Source organism: Dietzia sp. CQ4 (genome assembly GCF_014145125.1).
Classification (GTDB): Bacteria; Actinomycetota; Actinomycetes; order Mycobacteriales; family Mycobacteriaceae; genus Dietzia; species Dietzia natronolimnaea.
In genome coordinates this window covers 1-16925 of record NZ_JAALDZ010000057.1, presented here as the reverse complement: position 1 = coordinate 16925, position 16925 = coordinate 1, and the positions used below count along the sequence as shown (strand labels likewise).

18 protein-coding genes are annotated in these 16925 nt (G+C 68.4%); 1 reads left to right on the top strand and 17 read right to left on the bottom strand.

The features are described from left to right. Window positions 1-106 precede the first annotated feature (106 nt). The 16 genes from G6031_RS04115 to G6031_RS18795 form a co-directional block, all read right to left on the bottom strand. Window positions 107-1390 (bottom strand): RNA-guided endonuclease TnpB family protein, encoded by a 1284-nt coding sequence (locus G6031_RS04115; RefSeq protein WP_206682133.1) that lies wholly within the window; start codon window positions 1388-1390, stop codon window positions 107-109. A 149-nt stretch (window positions 1391-1539) separates the two neighbouring features. Further along, window positions 1540-1767 carry a ribbon-helix-helix protein, CopG family gene (locus G6031_RS04110; RefSeq protein ID WP_182652528.1) on the bottom strand — a complete coding sequence of 76 codons (228 nt, stop codon included), beginning with the start codon at window positions 1765-1767 and terminating at the stop codon, window positions 1540-1542. A 50-nt stretch (window positions 1768-1817) separates the two neighbouring features. Continuing rightward, the gene (locus G6031_RS04105; protein ID WP_182652527.1) at window positions 1818-2342 is read right to left on the bottom strand and encodes an ATP/GTP-binding protein; all 525 of its coding nucleotides are present in this window, start codon (window positions 2340-2342) and stop codon (window positions 1818-1820) included. A gap of 373 nt (window positions 2343-2715) precedes the next feature. Continuing rightward, entirely contained in the window at window positions 2716-3333 is a 618-nt protein-coding gene (locus tag G6031_RS04100; RefSeq protein WP_182652526.1) for a hypothetical protein, read from the bottom strand. Between the two features lie 64 nt (window positions 3334-3397). Further along, window positions 3398-7387: a LysM peptidoglycan-binding domain-containing protein gene (locus G6031_RS04095; RefSeq protein ID WP_182652525.1), complete on the bottom strand. Its 3990-nt coding sequence runs from the start codon at window positions 7385-7387 to the stop codon at window positions 3398-3400. A gap of 116 nt (window positions 7388-7503) precedes the next feature. After that, window positions 7504-7989, bottom strand: coding sequence for a pilus assembly protein TadG-related protein (locus G6031_RS04090; RefSeq protein ID WP_182652524.1), 486 nt, complete (start codon window positions 7987-7989; stop codon window positions 7504-7506). Then, on the bottom strand, window positions 7986-8447 hold the full coding sequence (locus tag G6031_RS04085) for a TadE family protein (protein WP_182652523.1): 462 nt from the start codon (window positions 8445-8447) through the stop codon (window positions 7986-7988). Before G6031_RS04085 ends, G6031_RS04090 begins: the two co-directional genes overlap by 4 nt. Window positions 8448-8449: 2 nt before the next feature. Next, a complete protein-coding gene (locus tag G6031_RS04080; protein WP_182652522.1) occupies window positions 8450-8863 on the bottom strand; it encodes a pilus assembly protein in 414 nt (137 codons plus the stop codon). Beyond that, entirely contained in the window at window positions 8863-9102 is a 240-nt protein-coding gene (locus G6031_RS04075; RefSeq protein ID WP_182652521.1) for a hypothetical protein, read from the bottom strand. The genes G6031_RS04080 and G6031_RS04075 overlap by 1 nt, the downstream gene beginning before the upstream one ends. Window positions 9103-9228: 126 nt before the next feature. Beyond that, window positions 9229-10149 (bottom strand): type II secretion system F family protein, encoded by a 921-nt coding sequence (locus tag G6031_RS19060; RefSeq protein WP_182652520.1) that lies wholly within the window; start codon window positions 10147-10149, stop codon window positions 9229-9231. Next, window positions 10146-11033, bottom strand: a complete 888-nt coding sequence (locus tag G6031_RS04065; protein WP_182652519.1) for a hypothetical protein — start codon at window positions 11031-11033, stop codon at window positions 10146-10148. The genes G6031_RS19060 and G6031_RS04065 overlap by 4 nt, the downstream gene beginning before the upstream one ends. Next, the gene (locus tag G6031_RS04060) at window positions 11030-11617 is read right to left on the bottom strand and encodes an ATP-binding protein (protein ID WP_182652518.1); all 588 of its coding nucleotides are present in this window, start codon (window positions 11615-11617) and stop codon (window positions 11030-11032) included. The genes G6031_RS04065 and G6031_RS04060 overlap by 4 nt, the downstream gene beginning before the upstream one ends. Window positions 11618-11619: 2 nt before the next feature. After that, window positions 11620-13311 carry an ATPase, T2SS/T4P/T4SS family gene (locus G6031_RS04055; protein WP_182652517.1) on the bottom strand — a complete coding sequence of 564 codons (1692 nt, stop codon included), beginning with the start codon at window positions 13309-13311 and terminating at the stop codon, window positions 11620-11622. After that, window positions 13308-14105, bottom strand: coding sequence for a hypothetical protein (locus G6031_RS04050; protein WP_182652516.1), 798 nt, complete (start codon window positions 14103-14105; stop codon window positions 13308-13310). The genes G6031_RS04055 and G6031_RS04050 overlap by 4 nt, the downstream gene beginning before the upstream one ends. Next, entirely contained in the window at window positions 14102-14869 is a 768-nt protein-coding gene (locus G6031_RS04045; protein WP_182652515.1) for an SAF domain-containing protein, read from the bottom strand. Before G6031_RS04045 ends, G6031_RS04050 begins: the two co-directional genes overlap by 4 nt. Next, entirely contained in the window at window positions 14844-15311 is a 468-nt protein-coding gene (locus G6031_RS18795) for a ribbon-helix-helix protein, CopG family (protein WP_241737176.1), read from the bottom strand. Before G6031_RS18795 ends, G6031_RS04045 begins: the two co-directional genes overlap by 26 nt. A gap of 428 nt (window positions 15312-15739) precedes the next feature. Between G6031_RS18795 and G6031_RS04035 the strand changes: the two genes are divergently transcribed. Further along, on the top strand, window positions 15740-16501 hold the full coding sequence (locus G6031_RS04035; RefSeq protein ID WP_182652514.1) for a class I SAM-dependent methyltransferase: 762 nt from the start codon (window positions 15740-15742) through the stop codon (window positions 16499-16501). Window positions 16502-16596: 95 nt separating this feature from the next. On the opposite strand, the gene G6031_RS04030 is transcribed toward G6031_RS04035, so the two are convergent. Continuing rightward, window positions 16597-16925, bottom strand: a 329-nt coding sequence (locus G6031_RS04030; protein ID WP_206682132.1) for a hypothetical protein, incomplete at its 5' end; no start/stop codon positions are given.

Sequence of the window (16925 nt, the reverse complement as noted above, 5' to 3'; positions counted from 1 at the left end):
CGGTAGAAGGTTGACTCGAAGGATCACACGGTGGCCGCTCTACACCCGTGTACAACACGGAATCGCAGACGATCTTGGCCACCGAGTTACACCACTCTATGGGGCACTACTTGACCAGGCCGCAGTCGTCGCAATGGAACATCCGCTCCGCAAGGCTGAGTTTGGGTTTCACCCAGCCACAGCGCGAGCAGGTCTTACTGGTCGGCGCCCACCTGTCCACGACGTGCAGGCGCGATCCGTACCAGGACGTCTTGTAGTCGAGCTGGCGGCGGATCTCGCCGGGCTCGACGTCAAGGATCGACCGCGACAGGCCGGCTTTGGCGCGGACGTTTCGGCCCGGGGCGTCGACCGTGCCGCGGGCGGACCGCGTCATGCCGGCCACGTGCAGGTCCTCCACTGCCACATCGGACCAGCCGGTCGCCAGGCGCTTGGTCAGTGTGTGGGTGTGGCGGGCTCGTTCGAGCGCCTCCAGGTGATGCAGCCGGCCAAGGCGGGCGACGAGACGCCGCCGCCGGTTCGATCCCCGCTGCGATCGCGCCAGGGCCCGGTTGGTCTTGGCGATCCGCGCGGCCACGCTCGCTTTGACGCGCGGGTTGGGCACCAGCTCGCCGGTGGACAGGGCGGCTACGGCCTTGACCCCCAGGTCGACGCCTACGGTGCCGGCGGCTCGCTGGCGGTGGGACGGACCGCGCTGTACTTGCTGCTGTTTGACCAGGACTGAGGCGTACCAGCGGTGCCCGGATCGGGACACGGTCACCGACTGCACGAGCGCCTCGCCCCGGGCAATCGCGCGGCCGAGACGTTTGCCGGAGTCGTGGAGCCGGATCTCACCGATGCCCGGTAGCCGCAGGCGCCGGTAGGTGGCCAACCGAATCCCGGGGCGCTTAACGTCGTGGAACAGCGAAAACGCGTCGCGGGTGCGGCCCTTCTTCTTGAACCGCGGGTAGCCGACGCGGGCGCCGGCACGCTCGCCCCGGTGCGAGGTTTGCCAGTTGGACCAGGCGCGGTCGGCGTTGCGCATTCCCGCCACGATCGCGTGCCGGTTGATCGTGTGCAGCCACGCCCCCTCGGCCTCAGGATCGGCCGCGGCGCGGGTGCGGTGATCGGCGATCATCGCGGTCAGCTCACGCGACTGCGCGGCCAGGCTCATCGTGGGCACACCACCGCGAGCCTTGACCAGGACCCGGGCGCCAACCTCGTCGACGTCGTCGGTGTAGGTCGTGTAGGCGACCTCCTGGAGGTACCGGCGGTGGCCGGAGACCAACACCGCCAGGCGGGCATTGAACGCCCAACGGGCGGCGCCGGCATAGCGTGCCAGAGTCTGCCGCTGTCCGTCGGTGGGATCCAGGCAGAACCGGTAGGCGCGCAGCGTCTCGACGGTCTCACCCACGCTGCGCACCCCCTTCCCTCGATCGGATGTTCTCTGTGTAGCACCCGCCTCGGACACCGACAGGGCGGGTTAGGAGTATCTATCGCTGCGGTGCGGGACCTCGATAGAGCACAGCCAGGCCGAACTGAATGTTGCGGTAGTCTTCCGGCTCATTCAGCCAGGTCACGCTCGGCCTCGACTTCGTCCAGGGTGTAGGTCTGGCGGCGTCCGGCACGAATATCGGCGACCTTCTGCTGCAGCTCGGCCTCCCACTCCAGGCGCTCGATGTTTTCCTCCAGCAGCGCGCGTAGGTAGTGGCTCTTGGGCCGTCCGGTCCCCTTCGCCACGCGGGCCAGGCGCTCTTCCAAATCTCTCGGCAGGCGGGCAGTCGTGCTCATGGCCTGCACCTCCAGTAACGCAGTGTAATTAAAGTGGTTACCACCTGCTCTCACGCCCCTGGGCGCCCCGGCAGCACGAGGACTTGGTTTTCGCCGACTTTGATGTTCGTCGATGACGAGCGGGCCATGGGGATCACTCCCCCGGTCGCGCCAGCGGGTGTGGTTGCTGTCCAGGTCACCTGCCACGTCGATGTGGCCGTGACCTCGAATTTTTCTCCCGGTTGGCGCAGGCTCGACCGCGAGTACCGGTACCCACAGGTCGGTGAGGGGCTGTCGCCGGCCACATCGGTGTAGGGGGTGTACGGGGCCAGGGCGCCGGCGCAGAGCTGGTGCCCGCCATCGCCCATGTCCCAGCCCACCGCCAGCATTGTGGCGTTGAGTGTCACCACGACTGGGCCCGATGTCACGACCCTCTGCATCGGGCCGATGGTCTCCGGCGAGGGGTTCTCCACCCACATCCAGACTGGCATGCCCACTAGGCCGACCCGGCCCTCGATGTCCTCCGGGACGATGCCGATGTCGATCGCCTCGATGCCGATCGTCGCCGCCGCGTCGGACGCGATTCCGCGGGCCACTGCGAGCCAGTCGATTGGCGGAGGAGCCGGGGCTGCAGCTGGGCCTCCGCCGGGAGCTGCCGGAGAGATGGGGCCACACTCGCCACCACCGGCCGCGGCGAGCAGGCCACAGGCGCCTGACACCGGGATCTCGGCGAAGGTAGGTGGGGACGCCGTTCCTGCGCCGCCACCGGTTCCTGCGCCCGGCAGTGCGGGCACACCTCCGCCGCCCCCACCGCCGCCTGACGGACCAGCCGCCACCGGTGCAGCCTCGGTGTAGGTGCCGGTGACCACCACGGTATTCCCTGTCAGGGTCGCGCCGCCCTGAGCGGACGCAGTACCGGCAGTAGCTACGACGATCCCCGCTGCCAGCAGGGAGACCCAGAATGGCCTTCTAGTACGCATCGCATTCCTCCACTGTGGGGAGGGTGTTCTCGACGACGCGCCAACCGTCACCCGCCGGCCAGGAGTCATTCACCACACGGAAAATGGCCTGCGCCTGCTCCAACCGATTCGGATCGACAGTGTCGTTGCCCTCCGGGTCGATAGAGGCGTAGGTCGACACGTCTACGCATGTCCTGAGGAGGACCTCGGCCGTGCCCCGGACCGGGTTTCCGTCCTCATCCGTCGGCGCCGTGACCTCGTCTGGCTGAGTGCGGATCACCCGGATTTCTCCCTCCGAGACGATGCCCTTCGAGCGCCGTAGCGTGATGTCATCACGCAGCCTCGATAGGTAGGGGTCGGTGGTGTACTGCGCCAGCAGATTGAGATCCTTGGTGGTATCTCCCGATACCTCCATCTCCGCGCTGTACATGCCCTTGACGGCGGCGATCGCGCCCTCGGTGGCTTGTTGGCCGGGACTACGGCCGGCGGGGCCCACCCCGCTGAGCGGGGGTTGATCGGTGCTCGTCGTGGGGGCAGGTTCGCTGTTGCCGCTGGTGCACGCGGTGGTGGTGCAGCCGATGGCGATCGCGGCGAGGAGCGCGGTACTGGTTTTGGTCAGGCTCGTCATGAGGCCTCCAGGTCGTTTTAGCGCGGAATGGTAGCCGCGGGGGCGGACAGCGTTGGTGATCATTTCAGGAGGCCTCCGCGGAGATGTCGTAGAGAGGGTCGCCCTCGTCGGTGTGGAGCTGATCGAGTAGGTCAAGCAGGTCGGTGGTCTGGGGTTCGAGCTCGACCTCGAGTTCGGTCATCTCGGTGAGCATGCGGTCGATGAGGTCCTGGGTCTGGTCGCGGGAGCTGGGGCCTCCTAGTCCGTGGGTGGAGATGATGGCCATGCGCCACAGGCCCTCGCGGGCGGTGCAGACCTCGAGGCCTAGCTGGGCGGTGGCCAGGGCGTCGGCGACGGAGCCGTCGTTGATCTGTCTGGCGGCGAGCTCCTCGGCGGCGTCGGTGACGCGGGAGATCATGTCCTGCCGGTAGTCGTCGGCCCACCCGTAGGTGGTGATGCGGGCGGTGTGCCGGGTCAGTGGGGTGCCGCGGACCAGGGCCATGGCCTCCACCAGATCGGCTGTGGTGGCTTCGCAGGCCATGCGGGGGACGAGCTGCTGCCAGCGCTGCCAGTCGCTGGTGACGTCGGGGTGCAGGTGGTAGCGGGTGTCGGAGTAGCGGCCACCGACCTTGGGGAAGGCCTCCTCGCCGCCGGCGGTCTCACCCATCCAGCGCCGCAGACGGGAGAACGCCTGCTGCCGCCGGTCCTTCTTCTTGCGGGCCCGCTCGGTGGGGTCGGCGATCTTCTCCTGCGGATCTCGTGGCCACAGTCGCTCGTCGATCTGGGTGTGGGTGAGCTCGCCCTCGAGGTGCAGGAGGACCGCGAGTTCGGTGAGGCGGCCTTCGCGGCTCTCGGGGGCCTTCTCGCCGCTCAGTGGGGTGACCTTAGGCTCGCCGAGCAGATGTAGCCAGAGGTGGTCTGCCGGCTCGGTCGCGGCGGCGTGGTGCGAGGCGGCGGGGGTGTCGTCGGCGGGTGGTGCGAGAGTGAAGGTCGGATGGTCGACGGTGTCGGTCAGCGGGTCGACCAGGCGCGGCATCGGCGCCGTGTCGGCGAGGGTCGTTTCGACCTCCTCGGCGGCCCAGGTTGGGGCGGTGCTCGTGGGGACGTCGGCGGGGCCGTCTGCTCCGTCGACGGTCTGGACGTCCTCGGTGGGCTCGTGGCCCTCCGTGGCCGGCTCGGCGGGGGTCTCCTCGGCCGGGGTGGGACGCGAGGGGCGTTGGGCCGCTGCGAGGACCTCGACGACGGCCGCCAGATCTGCATCGGTGAGCTGTGCCGGGGTGATGGCGAGCCCTCCGCCGGCGCCGGTGTGCAGCTGCGCAGCGGCGGAGTCGGTGGCTTCGAGGACCCAGCCGCCCGCGACCGGCGCCGGCTGCGAGGTGACCGCGGCCGCAGCGAACCGCGGGGCGCGGGTGAGCTCGCCCAGTCTGTGCAGTTGCGCCTCCGTGATCTCTGCGGCGCAGAGCACGACGTGGGGTGCGGTGTAGTCGCTGCTGTCCCATGCTCGCCGAGCGTGGGCGGTGGTCGCGAGGTCGTCGGCGGCGAGGGCCTGGCTGTGCTGGCCGCTGGTCCGGTCGAGGTGGTCCAGGAGAGCGTCGATGTCCTCCCAGTGGTCCAGGCGGCCGTTGTCGAGGGCGGCGGGTAGGTCGGGGGCCAGCCCCACGAGGTGGATGTGGAGATCTCCGTCGGCGATCGGGCTCACTGCGAGCTCGACCGCGATGGCCTGCATGATGTGGCGGGCCAGGTCCCGGTCGTTGGGGGCGGAGACGGCGAGGTGGCCGACATCTTCCAGGTTGAGCAGGAACGGGTCCCCTGCTGCGGTGGCGCCCACGGCCGCCAGCGAGGGCCAGGGGCTGACTAGGGAGTGGGGCGCGTCGGGTAGGTGGCGAGGTGCCACGCTCCAAGCGCCATCGACGCGTGCCCAGGGTTCGGGCAGTTCCAGGTCGGTGGCGATCGCGACATCGACGGTGTGCTCGGTGAGAGTGACCCCGACGACCTGGGGGACCTGCTCGCGGTCGCGGGTGCAGTCGTCGAGGTGTCGCAGGACGAGGTCGACGTCGGCCAGGACGAGGGGGTCGACGGCAGCGTTGGCCTCGGTCAGGATCTCGCTGGCCTCGTCAGCGGGTAGGGCGATGGCCTCGCCGCGGCGGCGATCATGCTGTTGGCGGCGGCGGTAGAGCTGCACGATGCTGATCACACCGAACAGGGCGACGGCCGAGAGCCCGGTGACCATCGTGGTGCGCTCGTTCAGCTCGGTGGAGGCCAGGGCAGGGTCCGTTGCGACTGCGGACGGTTGCTGCTCCGATGCGGCAGGCGCGGACGGGGCGATTGGTGTCTGGACTCGAGCGGGGGTGTTGGGCGAGGCGCCGAGACCGTACTCGGCGGCCGCGGCGGCGGCCTGCTCGGCGATCTGTTGCGCTTCCGCGCTACCGGGCGCGGCTTCGGGCTGGGGGGCGACCGACATTGACCCGATCTCCGCCAGCGGTTCGGCAGTCGGTGCCGCGGTGGGATCCGGAGCAGACGGTGGGGGTGCAGGGGTCTCTGCAGGTGCTGACGCTGGTGGCGGCGGCGGGGGGAGCTCCTGGGATTGAGTGGTTGTGGGGGCAGCGCCGCTGTCACCGAGGCTGCTGAGGATGCGGGCGGCCTGGTCCTCGGCGGACTGGGCTATGTCCGTCTCGTCTGTCGGGGCCGGGTCGGTTTCGGGCGATGCTGACTCCGCGGGGGCCAGGTCGACGGCGGGCGCCGACTCTGCAGGGGTCGGTTCGGGGTCGGTTTCTGCAGAGGCGGGGGCAGCGTCAGTCTCAGAGGGCTCCGACTCTGCAGGGGCCGGTGCGGTGTCGGCGTGGCGGCCGCCGGCCTCGCTACGGGTGGGTGCCTCCTCCTGTGTGGTCTCGGGTACGGCCGAGCTCGTCGACGGGACAGGGGCGGCGGCCTCGGATGATGGGGCGGGGTCCGGGGCCTGTGAGGTGGAGGGAGCGGCCGAGCTCGAGGTGGGCGGTGATGTGCTCGAGGAGGGGGTGGTGTCGGCGTGGCGGCCGCCGGCCTCACTGCGGGTGGGCGCGCCCTCGTGTGTCGTCGCCTGGGGGGCGGCCGGGCTCGTCGACGGCGCTGCTGAGGGGGCGGGCTCGGAGGTGACAGGCGCGGGATCGTCCGGGGCCGGGGGCGCGTCCTGGTCTTCCGGGGCCGGCGCGGAGATCTCCGGAGAGACCTGCGGGGTGCTCGTGGGGGCAGATTCTGCTGCGGCCTGGGGTGCCCCGGTGGGGATGGTCAGGTGAGTGCCGATGTAGATGAGCGAGCCCTGGGCGTGGACGACTCCGGGGTTGGCGTCACGGATCTCGGTCCACCGGTACGGGTCACCGAGGTGCGTGGCTGCCAGGTCCCACAGGCAATCGCCTTCGACAACGGTCACCTGCCCGGGGCCCGCGGGGGTCGCGGTGGCCGGCAGGGTCAGCGTCGCACCGGTGGGGAGGAACGGGCCGGTGGCGCTCTCGGGGTTGGCGTCACGGATCTCGGTCCAGCGGTGCCCGTCGCCAAGGTGAGTTTCGGCCAGATCCCAGAGGGTGTCGCCGCGTTCGGTCGTCACCGTCTGGGGCTGAGGGAACCTGGCGGGGTTGGTGGCGGCGATGGGCGCGTCCGTCGTGGCCGTAGACGATTTGGTGGCGTCTCGGTCGGCGACGTACTGGGTACCGGGGGCAGCGTCTGGGCCAGCGGGGGCGGCTCCTGCGACCGCGGTGCCGCCGATCTGAGCTCCCAGGGCGCCCAGGAGCATGACTCCCCCGACCAGGTTGCGGGCACTGCCGTGCTGCCAGGCCAGGGCCTTGGGTGGGGTGATGGTGACGCCTCGTATCGCGGCGACGAGCTCGACGACGATGGCCCAGGCCAGTGTCGCCCAGGCGGCCCAACCGGCGAGGGTGATGGCTCCGAGGAACAGCCCGAGGTCTGTGGGCTTGGTCAGCAGGTCCATCGACGGCAGCTCGGTCGGCAGCGGGTTGCCGCCCAGGAACCAGAGCAGGGTCGGGATCCCGGCCAGCACGAAAACCATGAGGGCGAGGGAGCCGAGTCCCTTGAGTAGTCGCATGACGTGTCCTCCTGGTCGTCAGTCCGCGGAGCGGACGGCTTTCAGTAGTCCTGCACCGCCACCCAGCGCGCCGACGGCACCGGTGGTGATGATGAGTAGTTCGGCGAGGTGCACGGTTACCCGCCTCCCAGGCCGGGGAGGCCCGCCGGGATGCCGTCGCCGGCGTCTGCACCGACGTGGTTCAGATTCACCGTGGCGGTCCCGGTGACCCGCCTCGTGCCCATCCCGATGATCGACAGGATCTTGGGGTCGTAGGTCTCTGTGGTGGTCACCATGAGCACCCGGGGGGCGATGGGCTGCACCGTGCCCTGGACCTTCGCTTGAGAGAGGTACCGCTGGGCGGCACCCTGGGCGCCGAGGGGATCGACGACGACGTCAACACCACGCATGCCGAGGGGCTTGATCACCGCCTGGCCGGCAGCTCGAGCAGCTTCGTCGGCGGCGATCTGTGCGCGGTGCTTGGCGGCCACGGTGCCGCCGTAGTCGACGACGAGGCCAGTGAACATCAGAAAGGCGAAGGCGAAAATCGTGAACCAGAGGGTGGCGGCGGCGCGGTCTGGGGGGCCGAGGCGATCGCGCAGGAGGCGCAGGGTCGTGGTCATGAGGTGCGCTCCCGGTACCGGTCCAGCGGGGATGACGCCTCGGCGGTGATGTGCCGCTCCCCCATCACGTTGTCGAATCCGAGGACGTCGAGGGAGATGGTGCACGCGACGCGGGCGGTGACGATGGCGTCGGTACCGACGGGCAGGCCGAACCCGGCGGTGTCGACGGAGACGTTCGAGGTCGCACAGTTCACTCCGACGGCGTGGTCCAGGCTGTCCTGCGCGGAGCGTTGAGCCTGTGAGCTGGCCTCTGCGGGGGTCCGGGCCAGGGAGGCGGTTCGGGCGGCCTCGAAGGCCGCGTGTTGGACGGCCAGGTGCGCCAGGGCGACGGCACCGCCGACAGCGATGAGGCCGCAGAAGAGCAGGACCACTGGGACCATGATCGCGGTCTCCAGTGGCTCGGCGGCGCGGTCTGTGGGGCCGAGGCGGCTGCGCAGGGTGGTGCGGAGGCGGGTCATGGTCATAGCGCCCCCGGCCTGGTGATGCGCTCGACAGGGCCGGTGCGGGTGACGTTGATGTCCGGGGTGAAACCCGGGAAGAGGCTGATCGCGGTGCCTGTGACAGTGATCGACGCGTCGGCGCCGGTGCGTGTGCCAGTGGCAACCGGAGAGCGCAAAGCGCCGCCAGCGTCGTTAGCGAAGGCCTGCGCGGCCGCGATGCCCAGCGGAACGGATCCGTGCTGAGCGCGGGCCGAGTCGAGACCGATCTCGGCAGAGTGATTCGCTGCGGTGCGGGCCTGCATGACGAGGGCGTACTGCAGGCACAGCAGGGTGAACCCGATGATCGCGGGGAAGATGATCACGGTGGCGACGACGTCACCTGCGTCCCATCGACCTCGCAGTCTGCGGGTGAGGTAGCAGCGAACGCTGCGCATCAGCGCACCTGGTGCATGTACCGCTCGATGACGGGCCGGAAGTACGCCACGGCGGCGATGGCTGCGATGGCCATTCCCGAGATGATGATCACCTTCTCGACGACGTCGCCGGCGTCGTGCGGGCGGGTCAGGGCGCGGTCGGTGAGCGCCTGGAGGGCGAGCATGGTGGTGACGGCGACGGTCAGGCTCGCGTTGTAGGCGCGGGCGCGGGCCGGACGAGGTGCGGGCAGACGAGTCATGGCGGTCTCCTAGGAGTGTCTCTACCTAGTGGTAGGTGGACGGAGGTCGTGGTTTGTGACATCCGCAGTGATGTGGACAGGCTCTAACATTATTCTCAGGTGCATCGGCGCAGGTCAAGGCATACCTTAGGCCCCTCCGAAGCTGGCAAGGGCGGCCACGAGGATCAAGACGATGAACAGGACCACGAGAAGGCCCAGTGGCGCGGAGAGGTTCTGGGTCTTGGCGGTGGCGTCGCCGGCGGCCTCGGACACCATCGAGTTGCGCAGTGACCTGGCCTTGGCTCGGAGGGAGTCGTTGATTTGGGTTCCGTGCTCGGCGCCCAGGGTCATGATGTCGGCCACGTCCGCCAGGTCCTTGAGTTCAAGTTGGGCGGCCAGCCGTTTGAGCGCATTCCAGGGCCGCTTGCCGGCCCGGGCGGCTTCCTGCAGAGCGTCGTCGATGCGGCGCACTACCCAGGAGTCGCCGACGAGGGCGGCTTGCTCGAGGGATTGGGTGCCGCCGACACCGGAGCGTTGGATCATCGCGACGACGTCGATGTAGATGCCCAGAGACCGGCGGAACTCGACCCTGGCTCGAGCGGCTTGCGCCTTTATCTCGCGGTCGGGGGCGATGAAGAGAACGGCGGCGAGGACGAAGCTGGCCAAGCCGGGCAGGCTCCAGCCCAGTCCGAACCCGCCGAGTTCGGCGACGGCGTTGAGGATGAGCGGCAGGAGGAACCCGACGAGCGCGGACAGTACCTTGTCGCCGATATAGACGGCGGCGGGTTTGTTGAGGACAGCCAGGTCCGATGTGGGGATGGTGACGAACGACAGACCCGAGACGAAGTCGTGGGTGCGGTGGCCAACGGCGGCCTTTCGTCGCTGGGAGTTCGTCAAGCTGGAAGTGGCCTGATGGGTTTCCCGTTGGATCGGTGACTGGGTGGGGGGCTCCATGCGGGACATGGCGTCGGCGAGCGCCGGTTTAGCGGGAGTGAGCCAGAGTCCGATGAGGAACAGGCCAACGCCGAACAGGGCGGCGACGGCGAGCAGGTTCGATGCTCCGCTCACGAGAGCGCTCCCTTCGGTGTGCGGTGTGTGCTGGCGGCGTTGGCTTTGGCTCCCAGGAACCGCGGAACCGGCCGTTCAAGGGTGAGTAGGCGCATCCAGTAGAGGGCTCCGGCGAAGCCGCCCACCAGGCCCACGAGGACGATCTGCAGACCGCCGGACTTGTAGGGCTCCATGAAGTCGGTCAGCACGAACAGGTAGGTGAGGAAGACGGTGATGATGGTGGTCACCAAGCGAGTCTGAGTGCGGAACCCCCGGCGTGTGACTTCGGTGGCGCGCCGGTTGCGCACGTCCTCGTCGACCGAATCGGCTAGTGATTCGAGCATGCGGCGCAGGCCGGATCCGCGCTTGTCTACCGCGACAAGGAGAGTTGCACAGATCAGGTCACCGGTGCCGCCGTCGTCGAGGTCGTCGGCGAACGAGCGGATCGCGGAGTCGGTGGAGATGGTGTTGGTGCGCACGCGGGCGATGAGTGCGGTGACCTCGTCCTTGATCGGTTCGGGGACGGACCCCTGCGTGGAGATGATGGCTTGTTCGAGGCCTGTCACTGAGACCGAGGAGGCGAGCAGGCGTGACCACTCGCTCAGGGCGTCGAGGCGTTCGATGCGCTCCGCGCTGCCGTCGGCGCCCAGGAGTAGGGGGCCGAGCCAGGCGGCGAGGGGGCCGACGACGACGGCGACGAGCCAGCCGGTCAGGAGCCACACCGCGGCACCAGCAATGAAACCGGCTGTAATGGCCAGTCGCTGAGTGCGGGTCAGCTTCGGCGCCTCGACGGTTCGGCGGGGTCTGGGTGTTGACGCTGAGCGGCGATCGCTCCAGCCGTTCCAGATCAGAGCGACGCCTGCCCAGAGGGCGAGGATCGCCACGATCATTCCGAGGGTTTTCATCGTCGTCCTCCCCTGCGGTGGGCGGTCGGAAGCATGAGTCGGCCCCCTCGGGGGCCGGTGACGTACACCGGGACGGGTTCGCTGCCGTCAATCGCCGAGGCTGCGGTGATCGTGAACTCGCCTCCTGGAGTGGTGGCTGGTGGGAGGTTGCGTCCGGTGACCAGGACGAGGTCGACGTGGGTGTGCACGAGCCGGGCCGCTGCCCGATCGCTTAGCCCCTGCGCCAGCGCGGCGGAGATGAGACGGTCCAGTGCGCCGGCGGCGTCGAGAGCATGGCAGGTGGCCAGGATCGCGGTTCCGTCGTCGTTGGTCATCAGAGCGGGTATCGGGTCGGTGGCGTCGAGGCCGTCGATGGCTAGGACGCCCGAGCGAAGGCCGCAGAGGGCCGAGATTGCCTCGGTACTGGTGGTGTCATCGACAGTGATGGTGTTGACGATCGCGTCGGCGCGAGCGGCGTCGTTTGCGATGCGGCGTAGCAGGGTGGTGCGAGCGGAACGGTTTGGACCGGTGACCAGGACGACTCCGGCGGAGGCGAGGATTGTCTGGACGTAGTCCATCAGGGCAGTCTCGTGATCGGTGCTCATCATCACTCCTGCTCTGTGCGTGTGAACAGCTCATTGGCGGGGATCTCGTGTGGGCCGAGCCCGACTGCGATGAGACGATCCCGCAGCGGGTCCGGGAAGGTGCCGAACTGCCCGGTGCCGTCCGGGTTCCCTCGGTACAGAGTTGTCAGCTGGGGGCGTGCGGTGTCGTAGTCGGGCTCAACCCACGCGACTTCGCTGATGAAGCGACGGGAGGTGCGGCCCAGTTCTGGGTCGTTGATCCATTTGGTGTCCAGCTGCACGATGACGTTGACGTGTTCAGCGACCTGACGCTCGGCATACTGCGTAGTCACCCCAGCCTCCATCGCGCAAGTGACCAAGCGGTTGATCGCGCCCCGGGCGTGATAAGCGTGGGTCGTGGTCATCGACCCCTTCGCCATCTGCATCGCCTTGAACAGGGCCACGATTTCCTTGCCCGCGACTTCGCCGACGATCACGAGCTCAAGCTGCTGACGGACGAACTCGTAGAGTTGATCGTCGAGGGTGAACGAGCCCTCCTTGGCGCCCGTGACGGGGTTGCGCTCGCCGCCCCCCTCGAGGATCTCTGCGGAGACGACGAACGGGGCCCGTCCGGGGAGCTCGTCGAGGAACAGCTCGCGCTCAGTCTCGGCGGTGCCGATCCGAGTCTCGGGTGGCAGTGCAGCGACCAGCGCCCGCAGGAGCGTGGTCTTGCCCGCGCCCATCGGTCCCGAGATGACCATCGAGGCGCCGGAGCGGGAGGCGCCCTGAAGTATCGGGGCCAGCCTGGCATCCATGACCTTCATGTCGACCAAGCGCGGGAGATCGATGTCCTTGTGCCGGTGTAGTCGAATGGCGACGGAGGGCCGCTGGGTCGTCCAGTTCATGGCGGACAGCCGGATCCCGCCGGGCAGGTTCAGGCGCAGACCCGGGGAGACTGGGGCGAACTCGCGGCCGCCGGCGGGGTCGCGGTTGGCCATGCTCTGCAGCCAGTCCACGAGCTCGCGGTCCGAGGTGAAAGGCGACGGCACCGACAGGGTGGTCCCGTCTGGCCGCATGACGTGGCAGGAATCCCCGTTGATGAGGATGTTCTCCACGTCGGGGGCCTCCACGATGGGCTGGAGTGGGCCGAGCCGGTAGAGGCGATCGAAGACGGCGCGGACGAGCGCATCCTGGGTGGTGCGGTCGTGGACGGTTCCGCCGGAGCGGGCGATCGTATCCATGTGACGGGCGACGACGTCCCGGCAAATCGAGGCACCGAGTGCGAGCTCATCGTCTGCGGTGAACTCAGGCGCGGAGCGGCCCTCGGCGGCCGCTTCTTCTGCGTCGCGTTGACGGCTTTGACGCTGTGACTGATCGCGCTCGGTGGCTTCCTCGACCAGTAGCTCGATCTCGGTGGGATCCAGGCGTGGACCCAGGTCGATGTGGAGTGCCTCGAGGGCGGAGTCGGTATCGGTGCCGGTGGTGTCGTCGACCAGGTGGTCTCGGGTCGGTAGTGGATCGAGGATCGGTGTCTGCGGTGGGGTTTGGTGGTTGGCCGAGGGAGTGTGGTCGGCCGAGGGGTTGCGTGATGCCGCGGCGAGCAGGCCCATCGGGGAGAGGTTCTGGTGAGTGGTGGCAGGTGTCCGCTCGGAGGCAGGGTCTGGCACCTCGCCGAACACCGGCAGGTCAATCAGCGGGGGCGGGGTGTAGTCGGGTTCGGGGTTGCGTGGGGTCATCGCGTGCCTCCCTCAGGGGCCGTGGTGAGCCAGTCCGGCTTGTGGGTCTCGGCGAACGTGGTGGCTGCGGGCCACAACTTGGATACGGACTGCAAGAGGGGGGACCGAGTTTTAGACCAGCCGGTCAGGTGGATCCCCTCGCTGTACTGGCGAGCTCCCCTGGGGTCGGCGGGAATGGTCATGGCCAGCGGTAGCTGGAGCACCGAGGCGACCTCCTTGGCGGTGTAGGGCTTGTCCCCCACCACCGCCAGGCCGATCGGGGCTCGCGAGCGGGCCAGCTCGAGCTGTGCACGCAGCGTGGGCAGGGCGGACCGTGAGGCTGCGACTGCTACCCGGGTGGGGCGTTGGACCACGAGGACGAGATCGGATCGCACAACGAGATCTCGGGCGAACGAGGAGTGGCCGACTCTGCCGGCGTCGACGACGACTGCCGCCTCCTGGGTGGACAGGCCGCCGAGGAGATCTGCCAGTGGGGACCAGAACCCGCTGACGGTCTGGGTCTGCCGGGTGTGAACGAGCCCGGGCAGGAGCTGTACGCGCTTGGTGTCAGTCAGCGGGATGAGCTGGCGCTCGAAGGCTGAATCGAGCTGCCCTCGGGTGTGTGGGGTGACCAGGTTGACCACTGAGCGGTCATGCCGGACCTGGCCTTGGAGGTACCCCGCCAAGGTGGGTGAACTACCGATGGGGTCGGCCTCGATGAGATAGGAGCTCGGGGCGTTGTTGTGCAGGGAGAGCATCAGTGCGGTGGTGGAGGTTCCGGGGGATCCGGAGATAGACAGGCAGGAGACGATCATCGCCCGCTCCCCTGGTCCTGGCCCTCGTCGTCGCCCTCGGCGGGAGCGTCCTCGGAGTTTTCCTCGTCCTGGGTGGGTGTGCTGTCGGAACTGGTGCCGGCGCCGTCTGCGGCGTCCTTGATGACGGCGACGCGGTTGGTCGCCGAGCGGGCCGCGACCCAGTTGGCCTCGCCGGAGGGGATGAGAAGGTCGATGACGGTCACGCCCTGCTCGGGATAGTCCCTGACGGCGACGACCTGCCCCTTGGTGGCGATGGGCCCCTGGGTGGGCGGGTCGGACTGGTCCCGCGGGGTGTCGACGACGCGCACGTTGTCTCCTCGTTGGAGCATTTCGGCGGGCCGCTTGGTGAAGGCCACAGCGACGCCGACGATGGACTGCCCGGCGGGAGGCAGGACCTGGAACGCGACCGAGTTCGGGTTCAGGAGGGTGCCGGCGGCCAGTGGTCCGGTGGTCTGCATGCCGACGACCTCCGCGGGGTCGGTCAGAACGGCCAGACCGGAGTCGGCGTTGATGATCTTGGTTTCCAGGTCGGACTCGACGATGGTCTGGCCCTGCTCGAGGTCGACGCGCACCACCAGTGCCTGTTCGGTCTCGCGTAGTCCGTTGACGAGGTAGGCGCCAAGGAGGAGGGATAGGACGACGGTGACGATGCCGGCGGCGAGGACTATGGGCCGGCGCCGGACTTTGACCGGGGACTCTCCGCCGCTGGTGGTCGGTGATTCCGTGCCCTGTTGAGCGTCAGGCGTCTTCTTGATGAGTGCCATCGTGGCGGTCCTTTTGGTCCAGGTAGGCGGTCAGGGCGGTCTCGATGAGGTGGGTTCGGGAGCGGGCCCCGGTTGTCTCGACTAGCCCGTCGAGAACGGCGTAGTCCTCGGCTTGCAGGCGCAGGTAGACGGGGGTTTTCGAGGTGGGCGTGGCGGAGCTTCCGGAGGTGCCGCGGCGGGCGAATAGAGTGCCGCCGATGGCCCCGTCGGGGTAGAGCAGTGTCGGGAGGGAGTCGATGGTGTGCTCCAGTGCGTCGATGATCACCTCTCCTGTGGTCCATCCGACCGTGTCCCGGTAGTGCTTGAGCCGCTCCGCCGATCGCGACTCGAGTCGTACTGATGTGGCGATGGAGTCGGACTTGGCTGCCGGTACCGGTGGGTGGGTCTCGGTGGAGCGGGGGGCTGCGAAGGCACGGCCGAGGCCTTCTCGAGGGCCGGTCATGTCGGCGCCCCGAGGCGTGGGCCGCTGGCGGCGGCTCGCTGAGCTGTCACAGGTCCTCTCCTGTCGAGTCAGGGAATGTGTACCGGGTGGGGCGGACAACGCGCGCAGTGCTGGCGTCCCAGTGCCCGGGGGAACGCTAGACCGACGATGGGCCCGTGTGGGGTTCGATGTTGCTGGGTGTATGCACGGAAGCTCTCGGTGTATGCGCAGGAGTTTTTGGTTTACGGGTGCGGTGATGTTTGTCTGCGGGCGCAGTGATGTTGCAGCGCTGCTGGGTGGCTTTGGGACGGATGCCTGCGAAAATCGTGGTCGCGGCCGGGCCCGGCCGGCGTATCTGGGTAGTGGAGTGGGAGAGAGCGAGCGACGCCTCGTCCGCTCGAGTTTCGGCGGGGTAATCGGCCTCCGCCAGCTGAAGTTACGATCGCAGAATGAGCGTCGACCCTCGCGCCGCGTCCGGATTTGCGCATGTTGCACGCGCGTATGCGCAAGGACGCCCGAGTTATCCCACTGAGGCGATCAACCACATTGCGGGCAGCTTCCAGCTGAACGAGGCAAGCACCGTCCTCGATCTGGCAGCCGGGACAGGACAGCTTTCGAGGCGCTTTCGAAGTCGCGTGGGTCACGTGATCGCCGTGGAGCCGGCGAGTGCGATGCGAGCGACGATCACTGCGGAACTCTCAGACGTCACCGTCGTGGACGGGACTGCCGAGGCGATCCCCTTGGCCGACGGCGCAGTTGACGCGGTCGTGATCGGTGAAGCCTTCCACTGGTTTGCCACTCAAGCTGCGACCGCGGAAATCGCGCGTGTCCTTCGCCCCGACGGGGGCATCGCGCTGCTGTGGAACACGCCCACGTGGACCGACAAGAGTACGCACTGGCTTAAGTACTTCCGCCGCATCGTCGCTCACCACAAGCAAGCGGCTGCCGACTACCCGACCAGTGAGGGGCGATGGCGCGACGAGCTAGAGCACACCGGACTGTTTACAGACCTGCAGCATGCCGAGTTCGCACACACCCAGCTCCTAGAGCCGGCCGATTTCCTCGCATTGGTCTCCTCATGGAGCTGGATCGCCAACCTCGACGACCACGATCGGCAAACCACTCTCGATGACGTCGATGCGCTGCTCGAGAGAGAGCGCCGAATCGAGATCCCCTACCGCACTGATCTGTACCTCGCCCGATCTGCCTAAGTGCACATCGATCATTCCGTCACCGGACGACGTCAGGACAGTAAAAACGCGCCCCGTCCGTCGCCCGGGCCGGTGGGGTGGCACTGTCGATCGGGTCATCGATCGAGTTGGCTCTGGAGGGCGTCTTGGATGGCCGACAGAGCGGGCTGCTCGAAGCCGGCGGGGCGGAGTCCGATGCGGTGGAGGTAGCGCTCGTCGTCCTCGGCGCGGCCATCTTCGTACCGACCAACCTCTTTGACCTCGAGCAGGCCGAACCACTCCAGCGTCTTTCGCGCGGCCGAGTAGGGGTCGCGGTGGATACCGTAGTGGCCCAGCCTCACCACGCCCGGAAAGGCCCACAGTCCGTCATCCCTCCACGCCCCCTTGCCGCACGCGGCCATTAGCCCCGGTGATTCACGGGGATCTGCGGATCGCTGGGCGAAAA